Origin of the sequence: Nonomuraea sp. NPDC049141, assembly GCF_040648415.1 — a bacterium.
In the GTDB taxonomy this organism is placed as follows: Bacteria; Actinomycetota; Actinomycetes; order Streptosporangiales; family Streptosporangiaceae; genus Nonomuraea.
Window position 1 is genome coordinate 1 of the sequence record NZ_JBEZDR010000053.1, and the last position, 15,308, is coordinate 15,308.

Here is a 15,308-nt window from a genome sequence, read left to right on the forward strand (position 1 = left end):
CCAGCGGCCAGGAGCCCGTGGTTGTCTGCCTACACGCCTGCGTCCTTGGACGCCAGCGATTGCGCCTCACCGGGATGCCGATGTTATGGCCGGAAACCGGCATATCCGTCGGATCTGACCGATGCCGAATGGGTGGTGCTGGAAGGCGAGGCGCGGGCGGTGATGGCCGAGCTGGCCGCGGCCACGGGCAGGCCGATGGTGCACGATCTGCGGGCGGTACTGGACGCGATCGGCTATGTGACCCGGTACGGGATCGAGTGGCGGGCCCTGCCGGTCGACTTCCCGCCTCATGAGGCGGTCTACGCCTTCTTTCTGCGCTGGTCCCGGTGCCGGCCTGCCAGAGCGGCTGGCCGGGCGGTTACGCGGCAGGCTGCGGGTCACGGCCGGGCGGGGCGAGCTGCCGACGGCAGGATGTATCGACTCCCAGACGGTCAAGGCCGCCGAGACCGTCGAGGCTGCGGCCTGTGGTTACGACGCAGGCAATTATCAGGGGTTGGATGTTATGCCGGGCCGGGTGGATCAGGGCTGGCCAGTGGTGGTCTGACAGTGTGGTTGCCGGTGATAACTACAAGTTCTCCAGGAAGGCGAGGAAGCTGTCGCCGGGGCGGTAGCGCTGGGTGCCGACGCTGGGAGGTGCGGTGCGGGCCAGGGCCTTTTCCTTGGTGGCCAGGTCGGCGTGCAGGTAGACGTCGGTCGCCTTGGTGCTGGCGTGGCCGAGCCAGAGCGCGATGGTGGAGGTGTCGACGCCGGCGTGCAGCAGCGCCATCGCCGCGGTGTGGCGCAAGGTGTGCGGGGTGCTTTCTTGGATGCGAGGGTTGGGCAGGTGCGGGCCGCCACGGGGACGTACTTGGCGAGCAGGTCGGCGACGGCGTCGCGGCTGAGGCGTCCGCCGATGCGGTTGGGGAACAGCGGGTCGGCCGGTGCGGCGTGACGGTCGGTGATCCAGCGTTGGAGCAGGCGGGCTGTGGGCCGGGTGAGAGGGGTGGCGCGCTGTTTGCGGCCCTTGCCGGTGCAGCGCAGGTGGGCGCCCACTGCGAGTTCGGCGTCTGCACAGGTCAGCGAGGTGAGTTCGGAGACGCGCAGCCCGGTCTGCATGGCGACGAGCAGCAGCAGGTGGTCGCGGCGGCCCAGCGGTGTGGACTGGTCGGGAACCGCGAGTAGCGCGTCGGTTTCGGCGCGGGTCAGGAAGCACACGTCGGTGGACTCACGGCGTTTGTGGGGGATGGCCAGGACGCGTTGGATGAGCAGGGCGTGCTCGGGGCAGCGTAGCGCCGCGTAACCGAACAGGGAGTGGATCGCGGCCAGCCGGGCGTTGCTGGTGGCGATGCTGTTGTTCCGGTCGGTCTCGAGGTGGTCTAGGAAACCACTGACGAAGTGGACGTCGATGTCGATCAGGTCCAGGGCTGCGGGCGGTCGGCCGAGTTCGGCGCGGGCGTAGTGCAGCAGCAGGCGGAAGGTGTCGCGGTAGGCCGCGATGGTGTGTTCGCTGGCGCGGCGGTCGGTGAGTCGTTCGGTGAAGTATCCCTGCATGATCGGGGCATGGCTGGTCATGATGGCTGGTCATGATGGCTCCTCCCAGGAGGCTTCCAGGCGCTTGGCGGCTTCGGTCATCAGTTGCGGGCAGGCGTGCAGATATCAGTACGTCGTCGCGGGACTGATGTGTCCGAGGTAGGTCGACAGGGCCGGCAGCAGGTGCGCGACGTTGGCTCCGCTGGCGTACCAGTTCGCCATGGTGGTCACCGCGAAGGTGTGCCTGAGGTCGTAGAGCCGCGGCTTGGCCGTCCCGGCAGGGGCGGTGATCGCCGCGGTCTTCAGCACGCGGGCGAAGGCCGTGCTGGCGCTGGTGTGGTTCAGGCGGGTGCCGGCGCAGGAGACGAAGAATGCCGCGGTGGACGGGCGCGGACACAGTTGGTCGCGCCGCGCCTGGTAGGCGGCGAGGTGCTCGGCGGTGCTGGAGTGCAGCGGGACCAGCCGGGACTTGCCGAACTTGGTGCCCCGGATCAGCAGGATGAGATTGGCCAGGTCCACATCGCCGCGGTCCAGGCCCATGGTCTCTCCCGTTCGGATGCCGGGGGCGGCCATCAGACCGATGAACGCCTCGACGGTGGCGGCGCGCAGCGGGTTTTTGAACCTCCGGGCCGCTCGCAGCATCGCGGGGATCCCCGCCGGTGAATACACGTGGGGCTCGCAGCGGTCCGCCGTGCGTGGCAGCAGGCCCGTCGGCGGGACCTCGGTGTGGGCGTCGAAGGCGGCTTGGAACCGGGCGAACTCGCGAATGACGGTCAACCGCGCGGCCCGCCAGGACGCTTCCGCCCCCGCCGGGGCCGTGGCCCACTCCACCGCCGCGGCAACTGTGACGTGGTCCAGCCCGCGGGTGTCACGTGGTCGTTGTGCCGCAGCAACTCGGCGACCTCGGCCAGTGACCCGCCGTCGGCCAGCACTCGGCAGGCGACGCGGTGGCGCAGCCGATGGGCGCCCACCATTGCGATGCCGGCCCGTAACGAGGCGTGGCGCGGTACCGTCACGATCGACGGTCGTTTCATCGGTGCGTCCGGGCCGATCGTGCGGGTGAACACCTCCCGCAACGTCGATGGCCGTCGGCCGTTGCGCAGCCAGTCGGCCAGGGCGCCGCCGACGTCGGACGGAAGCGGCATCCGGTCGATGCGGCCTCCTTTGCCCCGAACCGTCAGCTCGCCTCCGCGCCAGTCGATGTCTTCCAGGCGCAGCCGCGCGACCTCCACCGCCCGCAGCCCCAGCCTGGCCATCAGCAGCAGGACCGCGAAGTCCCGCCGCCCGACCACCGTGGACCGGTTGCACGACGCAAGCAACGCGGCGACTGCCTCGTCATTCGCGCCGACCGGAATCCCGCTCAGCTGCCAGCCGGCAACCGACGGCACCACCGGCGACAGGTCACGGTCGATGTCGCCTGCCGTGAACAAGAACCGCAGCAGCGACCGCAGACCCGAGGTCAACGACTTCATCGAACTGGCCGCGTAGTGCTGCGACATCTTCAGCACGAACGCCGTCACCGCCTGCGGACCGATCCGGGCCAAATCCAGCCGTCCGCCTTCGACCTGGGCGATCAGGAACTTGGCGGCCCAGTGCAAGCGCAAACTCACCGTCTGCTCGCCAAGCCGACGCTCACGTTCCAGCCAGCGGCGATACCTCTCCAGCACCGCATCGACAGGACCCAGGGCGCGCGGCTCTTCGGCCGGGACCAGCCCAAGCCCGCGCAGATAGCCCAGCATCGGCCGCAGCGAGCGAACCGTCCGCCACCGTCGACAGCCGCCAGCTCGCCGCGCCGCGACGAACGCGGCGATCCGCTCGGCACTCAGCTCAGTGTGAGCCACCCCCTCCTGGTCCAGCCAGCGGCTCAGATGCGCCAGCACATACGCGTGGTCCTGAGCGGTCCTCGGCGTGAACCCCTGACGGACCAGCTCCAGCCGAAACTCGTGCACCAGCCCAGCCAACGGCCCCGACACCCTGACGGGGTAGCGGCCGTCCGTCGCAGCCTTGACCATGTACTCACCTCCATCGACAACCCCTCGATGAAGGAGACGGTGAAGCTCCAGCGTTATGACGTCAATTCACCGGCCGCACCACCATCAGCCAGCACTGATCCACCCGACCCGGCATAACATCCAACCCCTGATAATTCCTGCCGCCGTACTCGCCGGAGCTCAATCCCGACGAGTGGGTCTGGAAAAATATTAAGCACGATCGGGTTGGCCGCGCAGTCGTCCGCTCCGTGGAGGAGTTGACCGACAGGATCGAGCGAGCCGTCGACCGACTTCAGGCAACACCCGAGATTGTCCGCAGCTTCTTCCGGGATCGAGACCTGCTCTACATCACGTCACCGGCAACCGAGCTACGGTCCAGTAGCCCAGTTTCTGCTTAGTAAGGTCTACGAATGTAGTACCTGGAGGTCAATATTACAGTTACTCACTGTCAATATCCGGTGAACGAATCAACTGGTCCAGTAATCAAATTTCTTATCAGTAGATGCTGGACGCGGACCGGGGCGTGACCTGGTGTCGCCGTTGAGCAGGACCAGCAGCCACCGCAGTTCTCGCATCAGCGCCGAGTACCGCCCCCGCCACTGCACCTAACTCTCGAGAACATGTTCACGAGCATGCCCGGGCAGGTGCGAGAGAGACGGAGAAGTGGGCCAGCCAGACATGGAACGGCCGCTCCGCTGGAAGCGTCACGGGCGCGACCGATGGTGTCATCAGTAGCCGACGGTGAACCGTTCGCGGATGAACGCATTCCGTTCCAGGGCGTCCACCGCCGCGGAGGCGAAGTCGCCGACCGTGATGCGGCTTTCGCCCTGGGCGTCGGTGACGGGCGTGTCGCCCGCCTCGGCCCGGTAGGTGCCGGTGCGGTCGCCGGGCACCAGGTGCATGGGCGGCGGGCTCAGGTACGTCCATTCGACGGCGGCCTCGTTGCGGCGGAGGATGTCGAGGGCGTCGGCCTGGTCGAGCGCGGTCTGCTTGTACTCCGCGGGGAAGCGTGGCGAGTCGACGAAGCGCTCGCCGTTCGGCGCGAGGAGGCTTCCTCCGCCGCCGACGAAGAGCAGACGTCCCACACCGGCCTCGGCCAGCGCGGAGGCCGCCTTGGGAACCAGGCGGTCCGGCCCCTTGACCGAGGCGACCACGGCGTCGTGGCCCGCGATGGCCTTGCGGATGGACTCGGGATCGCGGACGTCCAAGTCGGCGCTCGACAGCGCGGTCACCTGGTGGCCTCGGGCCGCGGCCTCGCGGGCGACGGCGCCGCCCAGGTTGCCGGTCGCTCCGATGACGGCGATCTTCATGGAGAGCCTCCCCAGAAAACGGTCGATGAGCGGGACGATCTCGTGCAGCTTCTCTTCCAGCGCGAAGTGGCCGGTGTCCAGGAGGTGCAGTTCTGCCTCGGGCAGGTCGCGCAGGTAGGCGTGGGCGCCGGGCTCAGGGAAGAACGCATCGCCCCGCCCCCAGATGATCAGCGTCGGCGGCTGGCGCTCGCGCAGCCACGCCTGCCAGACGGGGTAGAGCTCCACGTTGCTGCGGTAGTCCAGCGCGAGGGCGAGCTGGGCGTCCTTGCGTCCGGGCAGGTCTAGGAAGTGCTGGTCGAGCGTCCAGCCGTCCGGGGCGACGTGGGACGGATCGCTGGTGCCGCCCTCGTACTGGCTTCGGGTGACGGGCAGGGTGAACAGGTCTCCGAGTGCCTCGGCGGGAGAGTTGATCGTGTTCCGCGCCAGCTCGGATAGGCCTTCCTCGTAGGCGTTGGCGTTCTGCACGATCAGCCTCGTGATCCACTCGGGGTGCCGGGTCGCCAGTCGCAGGCCGACGGGCCCGCCGAAGTCGAAGGTGTAGAGCACGAACCGTTTGAGGCCCAGCCGCTCCACGAACCCTTCGACGACATCGGTCAGGGCTTCGAAGGAGTAGGCGAAGTCGTCAGGCATCTCGGTGTGCCCGAAGCCCGGGTAGTCCGGGGCGATCAACCGATAGCGGCTGCCGAGTGCGTCCATCAGCCGCCTGTACTGGTGCGAAGCGGAAGGGAAGCCGTGGAGCAACAGCAGCGTCGGCCCATCCCTGGGGCCGGTCTCCCGGTAGAAGATTTTCACTCCATCGATGTCGACGAATCCGTGCATGATCTCAGGGACGCTCATCTCTAATGCCTCTTTCGCTCGAAGATAAGTTAGATCCAATCAAGAGGTATTTAATGTGTCAAGTCGAGTATGTACCATTAGGTCCATGGACCTGCTGACCGGTGAGCCGCTCGCGCTAGACCTCCTCAATACCCGAGCTTCCTGCCCCGGGGGCGAGGTCGACTCACTCGATCGCATCGAGGACTTCGAGGCCTGGCTGGCACTGCAGTCCGAACGACTCGCCACACCCTCATCCATGGCGACCAGCGATCTGGCCGCGGTGCGCGAGCTCCGCGAGCACATCCGCACGGCCGTCGATGCGGCCCGGCACGGCGATCCGGTGCCCGCCACCGCCCTGCAAGCCGTCAACCAAGCCGTCCGCGCCGCCCCCGCCTACCGGACCCTCGAGTCAGATCTCGGCGTGCGCACGCGACGGGACGGCGACGGCCGCGCCCGCCTGCTCACCCAGCTCGCCGAAGCGGCCGTGGACCTGCTCAGCGATCCCGCCGTCGTCAAGGTCCGCGCCTGTGAGGGCCCGCTGTGCCGCATGCTCTTCCTGCCCGCCCATCCGCGCCGCCGGTGGTGCTCCCCCGCGTTGTGCGGCAACCGCGTACGCGTCGCCAGGCACTATCAGCGGCACAAGAGCTCATAAGCGGAGCATGTGGTGCCGGCCGTTGATGGTGATAGTCACCCCGGCCGGGCAGTTCGACCGCGACACCGCCAGGTGTAGGGCGGCGCTGAAAATGGGCACGTAGGCGGCGTTCGTCGTGTCTATGTGGACGACACGAACGACCCCGCCAGGCGGTGGCCTGACGGGGTCTGGTGCTCCCGGTGTCGTGGTGGTGCTCAGTCTGTCGCGATCACCTCGCTGACCGCGGCGCGTGCGGCGTTTTCATCGACGATGGTCTTGCCCGCGGCGAAGGTGGCCAGCAAGGCCTGAATGGCGATGTTGTTGATCGAGCGTGGCTTGCCCCTGCTGGATTCGTGGATCAACGCGATGGCGTCCTCGGTGAAGAGCGGGTCGTGGCGGCCCGCCTGGGTGAGGTGGTGGTTGATGTAGTCGGCGGTCTCGGGCTCGGTCAATCCCGACATATGCCATCGGACGCTGATCCTCTGATCGAGCGACCAGCGGATAGCCGTCAGATACCCGATGGCAGGCATGACCGCCGAAGAGACCACCGGCTACATCCGCCGCCACCTGCAACTCGCAGGCCGCTCTGATCCCCTCTTCTCTGACGACGCGATCAACCTCATTCACGAATCCAGCAGGGGCAAACCCCGCACCATCAACAACCTCGCCATTCAGGCCTTGCTGGCCACCTTCGCCGCGGGCAAGGCCATCGTCGATGAAAACGCCGCACGCTCCGCGGTCACCGAGGTGATCTCCACCGAGTGAGCATCTCCGCGACAGCGTGTCCCTGACGGCCTCGCCTCACACCCACTGGGGCGAGGCCTTCGCATGTCCATCAACCCCATCATCGATGACGCCGTCATGGACACAACGAACGTCGCGCAACAATCGCTCATCTCGCGTCCTTTCCGGTGTTGGTGTTGGCGGGTGCTGTTGGTCATCTCCGTGAGGGCAGCCACCAGGCCAGGGCAGAGTCGACCGCGGTGAGGCGCCGTCGTTCGAGGCGCGGAGGGCATAGTCGCTGGCGGCTTGCAACAGTTCGGGGATCGTCTCGATGTACCAGTAGGTGGAACGCGGATCCTTGTGCCCGAGCCAGGTCGAGAGGACCGGCAGGTTGGGCTCGACGTTGATGCCGTCGCTCAACCAGCCGATCAAGGTGGTGACGGTGAAGGTGTGCCGCAAGCTGATCAGCGTCGGGCGGTGTCTGGTACCGGATACTGCCTTACCGTCGCCTGCCAGGCCGGCCGCGGTGGCCAGCCGCACGAATACACGTCCGGCGCATTGGATGGTCAATCGTGTGCCGGTGGAGTTGACGAAGAAGCTCGGGTCGGTGCGCGAGGGAAGGCTGGTCACGCAGGCTGGCGTAGTCCGCGAGCGCGGCCACTGTGCTGGGATGCCAGGGGATCAGCCGCTGCTTTCCACCCTTGCCGTGGACGGTCATGACGCCGGTAGCCGGCTCGACATCGCCGTCATCCATCCGGAACGCTTCGCAGGGCCGAATGCCGGTCGCCTGCATGAGCCCGATGAGCGTGCGGTAAGTGGCCACCTTCACGCCAGGACGCAGAGTCGCGGTCGCGGCCCGCAACGCGGCGAGCTCCTGCTCCGACAGCACGTACGGAGTCGGCCGCCGATACCGGGCGGGCAGCAGATCAGCCGGAGGAATCTGGTGCGAGGGATCGATGGCATGCAGGTAGGCGGCGAACCCACGCACCGCATGGAGGCGTGTCCACCGGTAACGAGAGGACCGGTCCTTGGGGATCATGGCCCAGCTCACCGCGATCTCGGAGGTGATCCGGGCGATACCGGCAGCGTCGCAGTGGTCGGCGAACCAGCGGACGAGCCCTCCCGTTGTCTGCAACTCATAGCCGAGGCGTCGGCGCATCTGCAGGTACTCCTCGGCCCGCTGCCGAAAAGAGCCGGTCACGCCGGTTCCCCAGCCGGCCGTCGGTTTTCAGCGTCATCGTCGGGCCAGGCGCGCACCAGTGGGGCCAGCGCCGCCAGATCAACCCGCGCGTAGATGGCAGTCGTCGCAAGATCCTTTTGCCGCAGCACCTCGCTGATCTCCACCAAGGATGCGCCCGCGGCCAGCAGGTCACATCCCAGCCCGTGTCGTAAGGACCGGGGGCTGATCGGAGCCACCTCAGCCCGCGCGCAGGCCCGCGCGACGATGCCCCACACCGATTGCGGACGCATCGGCCGTGCCGGTGCGCCGATGGCGAGGAACACTGCCCGGACTTCAGGTGACGGCGTCCGACGCACCGGCCTGCTGTCAGGCGGCCAGCGTCAGCGGGCTCTGCTTGCCCGCGCCATCGCCGCCCAGCCACGCCTGCTCCTGCTGGATGAGCCCTTCAACGGCGTCGACGCGGTCAGCCAGCAGGCCCTGCTGCAAGCCATCGCCACGCTCAAGGTCAGGGTGCCTCAGTGGTGATCAGTACGCACGATCTGGCCATCGCGCACCTCGCCTGCGAGGAGGTGTGCCTGCTCAACCGCCGCCAGTACGGCTTCGGCCCGGTCGACACCGTATTTACTCCCGAACGGCTGCGCAGCGCCTATGGCGGGCACACGCTGGAACTGCGCGGCGACCGAGTGATCGTGACCCAGACGTGAACCTGTTCGAGCCCTTCCACCTGCCGTTCATGGCGCGGGCCCTGGCGGAGTTGGTCATCCTCGGCGCGCTGGCGGGTACGGTGGGCGTCCTGGTCCTGCTACGCCGCCTGGCCTTCGTCAGCGACGCCCTCACGCACACCGTCTTTCCCGTGTCGTGATCGGCTACCTGCTGGCCGGGGAAGATGGCATCTTCTGGGGCGCGCTCGCGGCCGGCGTCGCCACTGCGGCGCTGCTCACCCTGCTGACCCTCCACAAGCGCGTCAGCGAGGACGCGGCTCTGGCGATGCTTCTCAGCTCGCTCTTCGCGGTCGGCGTGGTGCTGGTGTCACGCCGCAGCGGCTACACCGCCGACCTGACGGCGTTCCTGTTCGGCAGGATTCTGGCCGTCACCGAGCAGCAACTGGTGCAGACGGCTGCCGTCACATTGCTGGTCCTAGTCCTGCTCGCCGTGCTGCGCCGCCCCATCATGCTGCGGACCTTCGACCCCGACGGCGCCCGGGCGGCCGGGCTGAACGTAGGCGCACTCGACCTCGCCGCCAATACCGCGGTCACACTGGTGATCGTCGCCGCCGTACGGGCCGTCGGGACGGTCCTGGTCATCGCGCTGCTGATCGTGCCCGCGGCGGTGGCCCGCGTACTGAGCGACCGGCTGGCCCTCATCATGCCGCTCGCCTGCGCGCTCGGCGCCGTCGCCGGATGGCTCGGGCTCGCGGCCAGCTACGAGGCGTCGGTCCACCATGGTGTGCGGCTCGCCTCCGGCGGCACCGTGGTGCTCGTCTTCGTCGCGATGTACGGCCTGGCCACGCTCGGCGACCTCCTGCGCCGCAGACTCGGACGCCGACTGGCTGCCACCACAGAGGTGACGACGTCAACTGGCTCGACTCCACCTTTCATCGGGCGCTGCTAGAAGTAGCTCTGGTGGGTGCGATGGGAGGCTTCTTCGGGGTCTTCGTGACCGTGCGGCGGCTGTCATTCTTCACCATGGCCCTCACCCACTTTTCCCGGCATCGTGATCCCCGGCGTTCCGCAGATGTGTAGCGGGAAAAGCACACAGATATGCGGTCTGAGCTGCGGAAACGCATGCGGGCGCGCCAATGCGGCGTGTCACTAGGCGTGAGTGTTGTGCCTGGTCAGGCGTCTGTGGTGGGGATGACTTCGACGATCTTCTTCGGGGTTGGGATGTCGAGTTTGGCCAGGATGTCGCGCTGGGGCTTGGTCAGCTCGGCGCGCTGACGGAAGGTGCCCGTTGGGCCGGCGAAGGTGGCGACCGTCAGGAGGTCGAACTCGTCGCGGATGCGCTTCCAGGTGATGCTGGTGCTGGTCTCGATGATGCGGATCAGCAGCAGCGCCAGCCAGCACAAGATGACGTGCGCACGGATGCGTTCCTCCAGCCGGTGATAGACCGGGCGCAGATCGATGACCTGCTTCATGTCGCGCCAGCCCCGCTCCACCTCCAGCGATTGCTTGTAGCCAACGGCGATGTCCTCGGCCGACAACTTGGGGTCAGAGCAGCGCAGCAGGTACTTGCCGTCCAGATTCGTCTCAGCCTTGATCTTCGCGGCGTCGATGCGCAGCAACCCTTTGGGGGTGGTGCGCAGGTAGCGGTTCAGGCCGGGCTTGGTGGAGATGACCCCGCGCAGTTCGGCGCGTTTGGTGGCGCTCAGCGTGTCGGTTCCGGCGATCACCTCCGCCAGTTGGGCGATCAGACGCTCCCGGATGGCGGCGTCACGTTCGGCCCCGTCGGGGTTGAAGCAGATCACGAAACGGTCGGCCTCGCCGATCCGCACCTCTTTGACCTTCAGATTCTCGGCCACCTCCTGGTAGCGGCCTTGGCAAGACAGCGCGGCCTTGGCCTCGGCCGAGCCCGAGCGCAGCCTTTCGCCAATGATGTAGTGGTGATCGCCTTTGCGCAGGTAACGGCGATTGTCGGCGGAGGCGAAGTCACGATCACCGACCTACACGATCTTGGGCAGGGTCCAGTCCCGCATGTCGTCCTTGACCTGGCGAATCAGAGCGGTGTCAGTGGTGTTGCCGGGCCAGGACCAGACGCGGACCGGGATGCCGTCGCGAGTGACGGCCATCCCGACGACGATCTGCGGCAGGTCATCACGATGATCCTTGGACTTGCCGCGGGCGCGAAAGCCCTTCATCACCGATTCGTCGCCGTCGCCGTCGCCGTCGCCGTCGCCGTCGCCGTCGCCGTCTTCGGGGTCGGGGCCGGGGAGTGGGACACCGCGTCCGTCGCGGGCGATCGGCTCGTCCGGTTCGTCGATCTCGAAGTAGGTGGAGGTTGTGTCGAAGAACAGCAGGTTGACTTCCAGGTTGAGCAGGTGGCGACCTGGTCGAACACCTTGCGCTCGACGGAGTCTTGGACCTGGTGCAGCCAGTCCATCGCCCGATAGCAGGCATCGTCGGAGCAGGCGGGTAGGCCGTCGATGTGGGCGTTGCGGCCGACCCAGTGCGAGGCGGCCAGCTTGGAGGAGGGGTCCAGGGCGCGGTTGGCGACCAGCGCGAACAGCACCCGCTCGGTGAAGACGCTGCGCCGGGTGGAGGCCAGGATGCGCGTCAGGATCGTGTCGATCTTCAGTTGCCGCCAGAGCTGGTCGAGGAGGTAGAGGCCACCGTAGGCGGCCGAGCCGATGAAGGTCAGCTCCGCGCCTGGGGTGAGGGCGGCGGCCCGGCCCGGATCCAGCAGCCGGCACAGCGAGCCGACCAGGCGTTCGACGGCGGCGCGGTCGATCTGGTCTTCGCGGCCGAAGTTGTGCAGGACCTTCATCTTGGCGGCTTTGGCGATGGGATCCCACTCGTTATGGGCGAGTTGGAGGTAACGCACCGTGGTGCCGTCTTTGTTTTCCGGGTCGCTGTCCTGACGAACATGTCACCAGACCGTAGCCGCGCGTGTGCACGTCGTGATGGGGTTATCGGCGAAGTCGTGTCACTAGGGCTTTCCGCCGTTTCCGCCAGGCCAGACCGTGCTGACCTGCGGGTTCAGACCCGACCATGCCTTGGATCATGAATTAGCTGCGGAACGCGGGCCGAATGATCGGGGTGAGCGCGGCGATGACCGCCGCCGCATTCGAGCCGCGTAATGCATGCGTCTCTGCGCGGAGCCGTTCCCGGATCCGCTGGATGGCCGCCTTCGATGGTTTGATCAGCAGCTTGCCGCCATAGCGGCGAATGGTGAACCCCAGAAAATCGCACCCCTCGGAGAGGTGCACGATCTGGGTCTTGTCCTCGTTGAAGACCAGACCCCTGGGTGTCAGCCACTCGGTCAGCCGCGCCGTGACCTGCTGCGCCTGCCGCTGGGTGTGGCAGAACGCGATCATGTCGTCGGCGTAGCGGATCACCACCGGTGAGCCCGGCATCGTCTCACCGGCATGAACTCCGGTGGTGAGGCGGTAGCGGACTCCTGCGGCCTGTTCCAGCCCGTGCAACGCGATGTTCAACAGCAAGGGACTGATCACGCCGCCTTGAGGAGTGCTCTCCTCGGTCGGCGCGAACCCCTTGCCTGCCTCGAACACCCCGGCCTTCAGCCAGTCTCGGATCATGTCCCTGGCCGGGAACGATCCGAGTGCCTCCAGCAGTCGGGAATGGTCGATTTTGTCAAACGCCGCGGCCAGATCCGCGTCCAGCGCCCACACCCGCTTGGCCCGAGGGCCTCGGCAGACGGTGAAAATGGCGCTCATCGCATCATGGCAGCCACGGCCTGGCCGAAACCCGTAAGACTTGGGTTCGAACCTGGCCTCCCACTCGGGCTCCAGCGCGTTTCGGACCCTGCCCTGATGGCATCGATCCGCGATCACCGGAATCCCGAGCGGCCGCAGCTTCGCACGGTTTCCCGCCTTGGGTATGTGCACCCGCTTGACCGGGCGAGGCCGCCACGACGAAGCTTCGCGATGTACCCGCACCGCCAGCGCCGCCCTGGCCAGGGAGGTCAACGCGACCTCCCCATCGACCCCGGCCGTCTTGCGGCCAGCGTTGCGCTGCGTCGCCTGCCGCACGCTCAACAGCGTGTTGCTCCAGCTCCGCAGCATCAGCTTCTGCAGGTTCCTGACCGTGGCCAGGTCCCTTCCTGAACCGCCTTGAAGATCCGCAGTCTCAGCCGCCGTACGTTCTCCTCACGAAGACGCCAGTCAACAGCGTCCCAGTCGAGGACCACGTCCTTCGGTCCGTTCACCATCAGGTGTCCAACTTGCCCTTCGGTGCCGGCGGATCAGACCGCTTCGTTTCAAAGGCTCACCTGCCCACGTCAGCGCCCCCTTTCGGAGCCCGAGCACCGGGCCCGGTATCCGGCCAGTTATCCAGAACGGCGACATGGAGGAGTCGCCACAATGTCCTGGTTTCCTGTCGACTTTCGTCCACCGGCATTGGCTTGTTGGGCATCCTGTTCCCGCCAGAGGATTCCGCTCTCCTTGCGGTCGGCCTACCGACCCGCCATGAAGACGGCTCGGACCCTGTCGGGGTTTCCGTGTTCCGCACGCGTGAGACGCGGCCGGGATGGGTGCCTTCTTTACTCCGGGGCGGTGGTGTCCTCCCGATCAGCGCAGCCTCTCTGATCGGCGCCTGCCGCTTCGCAGCGGCCAGCCCTATACCCCGCTGGAACATCCCATCGGCGGAGCTGCTGATAACGGAGCATGCGAAGATTCACTCACGTTCACCCGTCCGACCTTCCCCTCGCCCGCCACCACCGGATGGAACGGGAACGGCTTCGGCTTTCCCCTGGGCTTCGCACCCCGCAGTTACCCACGGCGCACGCCAGGGAGGGGACGGTCCCTCGGACACTGGACCGGATCACACCCTCATTGATCAACCTCCAAACGGTGCGACCACTCATCACGGTGAGGTCGGCCCGGAGCGCCCTGCCGATGTCGCCACCGGTGGGTTTCTCCGAGCCGCCTCCCGCACCCGGCGTGCCCCTCTCAGGGCACCGGGCGCTCCACAAGTCCGGGGGGACTACGTTCGCCTCATGCTGTGCTCGGCCACGGAACCGCGATCTTTGTTCCCCGGTAGTAGTAGCGGCTGACCGCTACCTTGGCCGGGTCGAACAACTCCACGGCCCCACTGCTGGGCCAGATGCCGTAGCGTCGGCGCAGGTGTTTCCACGAGGCTCGCCGATGCTTGCGCTCCTCCCACCTGATGACCTGTTTCCACAGGTATGAACGCAGGTAGCTGAAGGTCGCCTTTGAGCATCCGTGCTTGAAGTACGCGGTCCAGCCCCGCACCATCCGGTTGAGCTGGATGAGCACGAGGCCAAGCGGCAGGTTGGTGCTCCGCCGACACCACGCCTTGATCTTGGCTTTGATGGCGGCGAGCGCCTTCTTGGCCGGATAGACGTAGACGTAGTACTTGTCGGTGCCTCGCTTTCGGTGGCGCTGGATGCGCCAGCCCAGAAAATCCAGGCCCTCGTCGATATGGGTGACCAGGGTCTTCTCCGGCGACAGGCGAAGGCCCATCGTCGCTAAGACCCCGGTGATCTCCTCCTTGAGAGCCTCAGCGTCGTCCCTGGTGCCCGACACCATCAGGCACCAGTCGTCCGCATACCGCACGAGACGGTAGTTGGGCAGACCTTGACGGCGCCGCTTGGCTCTCCCATACGGCGTGGCTCCGGGCCCGCCGGGGCCCTGGGCGATGAACTCGTCCAGGACCAACAACGCCACGTTGCTCAGCAGTGGGGAAAGGATCGACCCTTGCGGTGTTCCGGCGCTGGTGTCGACGAGCGTGCCGTCCTCGGCGAGGATGCCCGCCTTCAGGAACGCTTTCACCAAGGCCAGGACGCGTTTGTCTCCGATTCGCTCTCGTACTCGATCCATGAGGGCCGAATGCGAGATCTCGTCGAAGCAAGCCTTGATGTCTCCCTCCACGACCCACTCATAAGAACGGGACGCGAAGTGGTGCACCTCGGCAACCGCGTCATGGGCCCGGCGGTTCGGGCGGAACCCGTAGCTGCACGGGAGAAAATCCACCTCGAACACAGGCTCCAGCACCAGCTTCAGGGAAGCCTGGGCTACCCGATCACGGATGGTCGCGATCCCTAAGTACCGGCTTTTGCCGCCGGGCTTGGGAATCGCTCGCCGCCGGACCGGCAGAGGCTGGAAGGTACGGGCCTTCAAGTCCGCCCGCAAATCTCCCAAGAACTCCGAAACGCCCCGCTCGGCCTCGATGAAGTGGGCGGTCAGACTGTCCACCCCGGCCGTGCGTGCTCCCTTGTTGTGCCGCACCCGATCCCACGCGACCAGCAAGAACGCGGGATCAGCGACAAGGTTGTACAGATCATCGAACCTGCGATGAGGGTCATCGCGGGCCCACTGGTGCAGCTTGGTTTGGATCGCCAGTACCCGGCATTCGGCCTTGAGTAAGGCGTACTCCAGTTCGTCGGTATTCACCGGCGACCTCCTGGCATTCCCTGACCTAAACTGCAGACTTGCTGGCCCCCTTCGCCATGTA

At 66.7% G+C, this 15,308-nt stretch carries 17 protein-coding genes and 5 pseudogenes; 7 read left to right on the forward strand and 15 right to left on the reverse strand.

The annotated features are described in order from the left end of the window. Positions 1-45: 45 nt before the first annotated feature. Positions 46-318 (forward strand): annotated as a pseudogene (locus AB0B91_RS63275) (transposase); the annotation flags it as partial. A gap of 247 nt (positions 319-565) precedes the next feature. Here the strand turns inward: AB0B91_RS63275 and AB0B91_RS63280 are convergent. The 4 genes and pseudogenes from AB0B91_RS63280 to AB0B91_RS63295 all read right to left on the reverse strand — a co-directional run bounded on the left by AB0B91_RS63280 (position 566) and on the right by AB0B91_RS63295 (position 3,470). Then, positions 566-766 (reverse strand): hypothetical protein, encoded by a 201-nt coding sequence (locus AB0B91_RS63280; RefSeq protein ID WP_358342622.1) that lies wholly within the window; start codon positions 764-766, stop codon positions 566-568. A gap of 131 nt (positions 767-897) precedes the next feature. After that, positions 898-1,551, reverse strand: a pseudogene (locus tag AB0B91_RS63285) (tyrosine-type recombinase/integrase); the annotation flags it as partial. Between the two features lie 84 nt (positions 1,552-1,635). Then, positions 1,636-2,340, reverse strand: coding sequence for a tyrosine-type recombinase/integrase (locus AB0B91_RS63290; RefSeq protein ID WP_358342600.1), 705 nt, complete (start codon positions 2,338-2,340; stop codon positions 1,636-1,638). Then, a complete protein-coding gene (locus tag AB0B91_RS63295; RefSeq protein WP_358342602.1) occupies positions 2,283-3,470 on the reverse strand; it encodes a tyrosine-type recombinase/integrase in 1,188 nt (395 codons plus the stop codon). Before AB0B91_RS63295 ends, AB0B91_RS63290 begins: the two co-directional genes overlap by 58 nt. Positions 3,471-3,658: 188 nt before the next feature. Between AB0B91_RS63295 and AB0B91_RS63300 the strand changes: the two genes are divergently transcribed. Continuing rightward, complete coding sequence (locus tag AB0B91_RS63300; protein WP_358342623.1) at positions 3,659-3,898, forward strand: hypothetical protein; 240 nt, start codon at positions 3,659-3,661, stop codon at positions 3,896-3,898. Positions 3,899-4,228: 330 nt separating this feature from the next. Here the strand turns inward: AB0B91_RS63300 and AB0B91_RS63305 are convergent, their stop codons facing one another. Then, positions 4,229-5,647, reverse strand: a complete 1,419-nt coding sequence (locus AB0B91_RS63305; RefSeq protein ID WP_358342604.1) for an alpha/beta fold hydrolase — start codon at positions 5,645-5,647, stop codon at positions 4,229-4,231. An 85-nt stretch (positions 5,648-5,732) separates the two neighbouring features. Here AB0B91_RS63305 and AB0B91_RS63310 point away from each other — a divergent pair, with 85 nt between their 5' ends. Continuing rightward, a complete protein-coding gene (locus AB0B91_RS63310; protein ID WP_358342606.1) occupies positions 5,733-6,278 on the forward strand; it encodes an ABATE domain-containing protein in 546 nt (181 codons plus the stop codon). Positions 6,279-6,472: 194 nt separating this feature from the next. On the opposite strand, the gene AB0B91_RS63315 is transcribed toward AB0B91_RS63310, so the two are convergent. Continuing rightward, positions 6,473-6,718, reverse strand: coding sequence for a hypothetical protein (locus tag AB0B91_RS63315; RefSeq protein ID WP_358342608.1), 246 nt, complete (start codon positions 6,716-6,718; stop codon positions 6,473-6,475). A gap of 67 nt (positions 6,719-6,785) precedes the next feature. Here AB0B91_RS63315 and AB0B91_RS63320 point away from each other — a divergent pair, with 67 nt between their 5' ends. Further along, on the forward strand, positions 6,786-7,022 hold the full coding sequence (locus tag AB0B91_RS63320; RefSeq protein ID WP_358342610.1) for a hypothetical protein: 237 nt from the start codon (positions 6,786-6,788) through the stop codon (positions 7,020-7,022). Positions 7,023-7,058: 36 nt separating this feature from the next. On the opposite strand, the gene AB0B91_RS63325 is transcribed toward AB0B91_RS63320, so the two are convergent. From AB0B91_RS63325 to AB0B91_RS63335, 3 genes are read right to left on the reverse strand one after another with little or no spacing between them, the layout of a single operon-like run. Then, on the reverse strand, positions 7,059-7,520 hold the full coding sequence (locus tag AB0B91_RS63325) for a hypothetical protein (protein WP_358342627.1): 462 nt from the start codon (positions 7,518-7,520) through the stop codon (positions 7,059-7,061). Next, a complete protein-coding gene (locus AB0B91_RS63330; RefSeq protein ID WP_358342611.1) occupies positions 7,480-8,181 on the reverse strand; it encodes a tyrosine-type recombinase/integrase in 702 nt (233 codons plus the stop codon). The genes AB0B91_RS63325 and AB0B91_RS63330 overlap by 41 nt, the downstream gene beginning before the upstream one ends. Continuing rightward, positions 8,178-8,483, reverse strand: a complete 306-nt coding sequence (locus AB0B91_RS63335; protein ID WP_358342613.1) for a tyrosine-type recombinase/integrase — start codon at positions 8,481-8,483, stop codon at positions 8,178-8,180. Before AB0B91_RS63335 ends, AB0B91_RS63330 begins: the two co-directional genes overlap by 4 nt. A 40-nt stretch (positions 8,484-8,523) precedes the next feature. Here AB0B91_RS63335 and AB0B91_RS63340 point away from each other — a divergent pair. From AB0B91_RS63340 to AB0B91_RS63350, 3 genes and pseudogenes are all read left to right on the forward strand, one after another. Then, positions 8,524-8,619: pseudogene (locus AB0B91_RS63340) on the forward strand (ATP-binding cassette domain-containing protein); the annotation flags it as partial. 59 nt (positions 8,620-8,678) lie between these two features. Then, on the forward strand, positions 8,679-8,864 hold the full coding sequence (locus tag AB0B91_RS63345) for a hypothetical protein (RefSeq protein ID WP_358342615.1): 186 nt from the start codon (positions 8,679-8,681) through the stop codon (positions 8,862-8,864). 29 nt (positions 8,865-8,893) lie between these two features. Continuing rightward, positions 8,894-9,771: pseudogene (locus AB0B91_RS63350) on the forward strand (metal ABC transporter permease). 223 nt (positions 9,772-9,994) lie between these two features. On the opposite strand, the gene AB0B91_RS63355 reads toward AB0B91_RS63350, so the two are convergent. The 6 genes and pseudogenes from AB0B91_RS63355 to ltrA all read right to left on the reverse strand — a co-directional run bounded on the left by AB0B91_RS63355 (position 9,995) and on the right by ltrA (position 15,247). Beyond that, entirely contained in the window at positions 9,995-10,651 is a 657-nt protein-coding gene (locus AB0B91_RS63355; protein WP_358342616.1) for a hypothetical protein, read from the reverse strand. A 168-nt stretch (positions 10,652-10,819) separates the two neighbouring features. Further along, positions 10,820-11,014, reverse strand: a complete 195-nt coding sequence (locus AB0B91_RS63360) for a hypothetical protein (RefSeq protein WP_358342618.1) — start codon at positions 11,012-11,014, stop codon at positions 10,820-10,822. After that, on the reverse strand, positions 11,014-11,697 hold the full coding sequence (locus tag AB0B91_RS63365; RefSeq protein ID WP_358342619.1) for a hypothetical protein: 684 nt from the start codon (positions 11,695-11,697) through the stop codon (positions 11,014-11,016). Before AB0B91_RS63365 ends, AB0B91_RS63360 begins: the two co-directional genes overlap by 1 nt. Positions 11,698-11,881: 184 nt before the next feature. Further along, positions 11,882-12,772, reverse strand: a complete 891-nt coding sequence (locus AB0B91_RS63370) for a reverse transcriptase domain-containing protein (protein ID WP_358342625.1) — start codon at positions 12,770-12,772, stop codon at positions 11,882-11,884. A 60-nt stretch (positions 12,773-12,832) separates the two neighbouring features. Continuing rightward, positions 12,833-13,044: pseudogene (locus AB0B91_RS63375) on the reverse strand (reverse transcriptase N-terminal domain-containing protein); the annotation flags it as partial. Between the two features lie 784 nt (positions 13,045-13,828). Further along, positions 13,829-15,247, reverse strand: a complete 1,419-nt coding sequence (gene ltrA / locus AB0B91_RS63380) for a group II intron reverse transcriptase/maturase (protein WP_358342620.1) — start codon at positions 15,245-15,247, stop codon at positions 13,829-13,831. Positions 15,248-15,308: the final 61 nt, after the last annotated feature.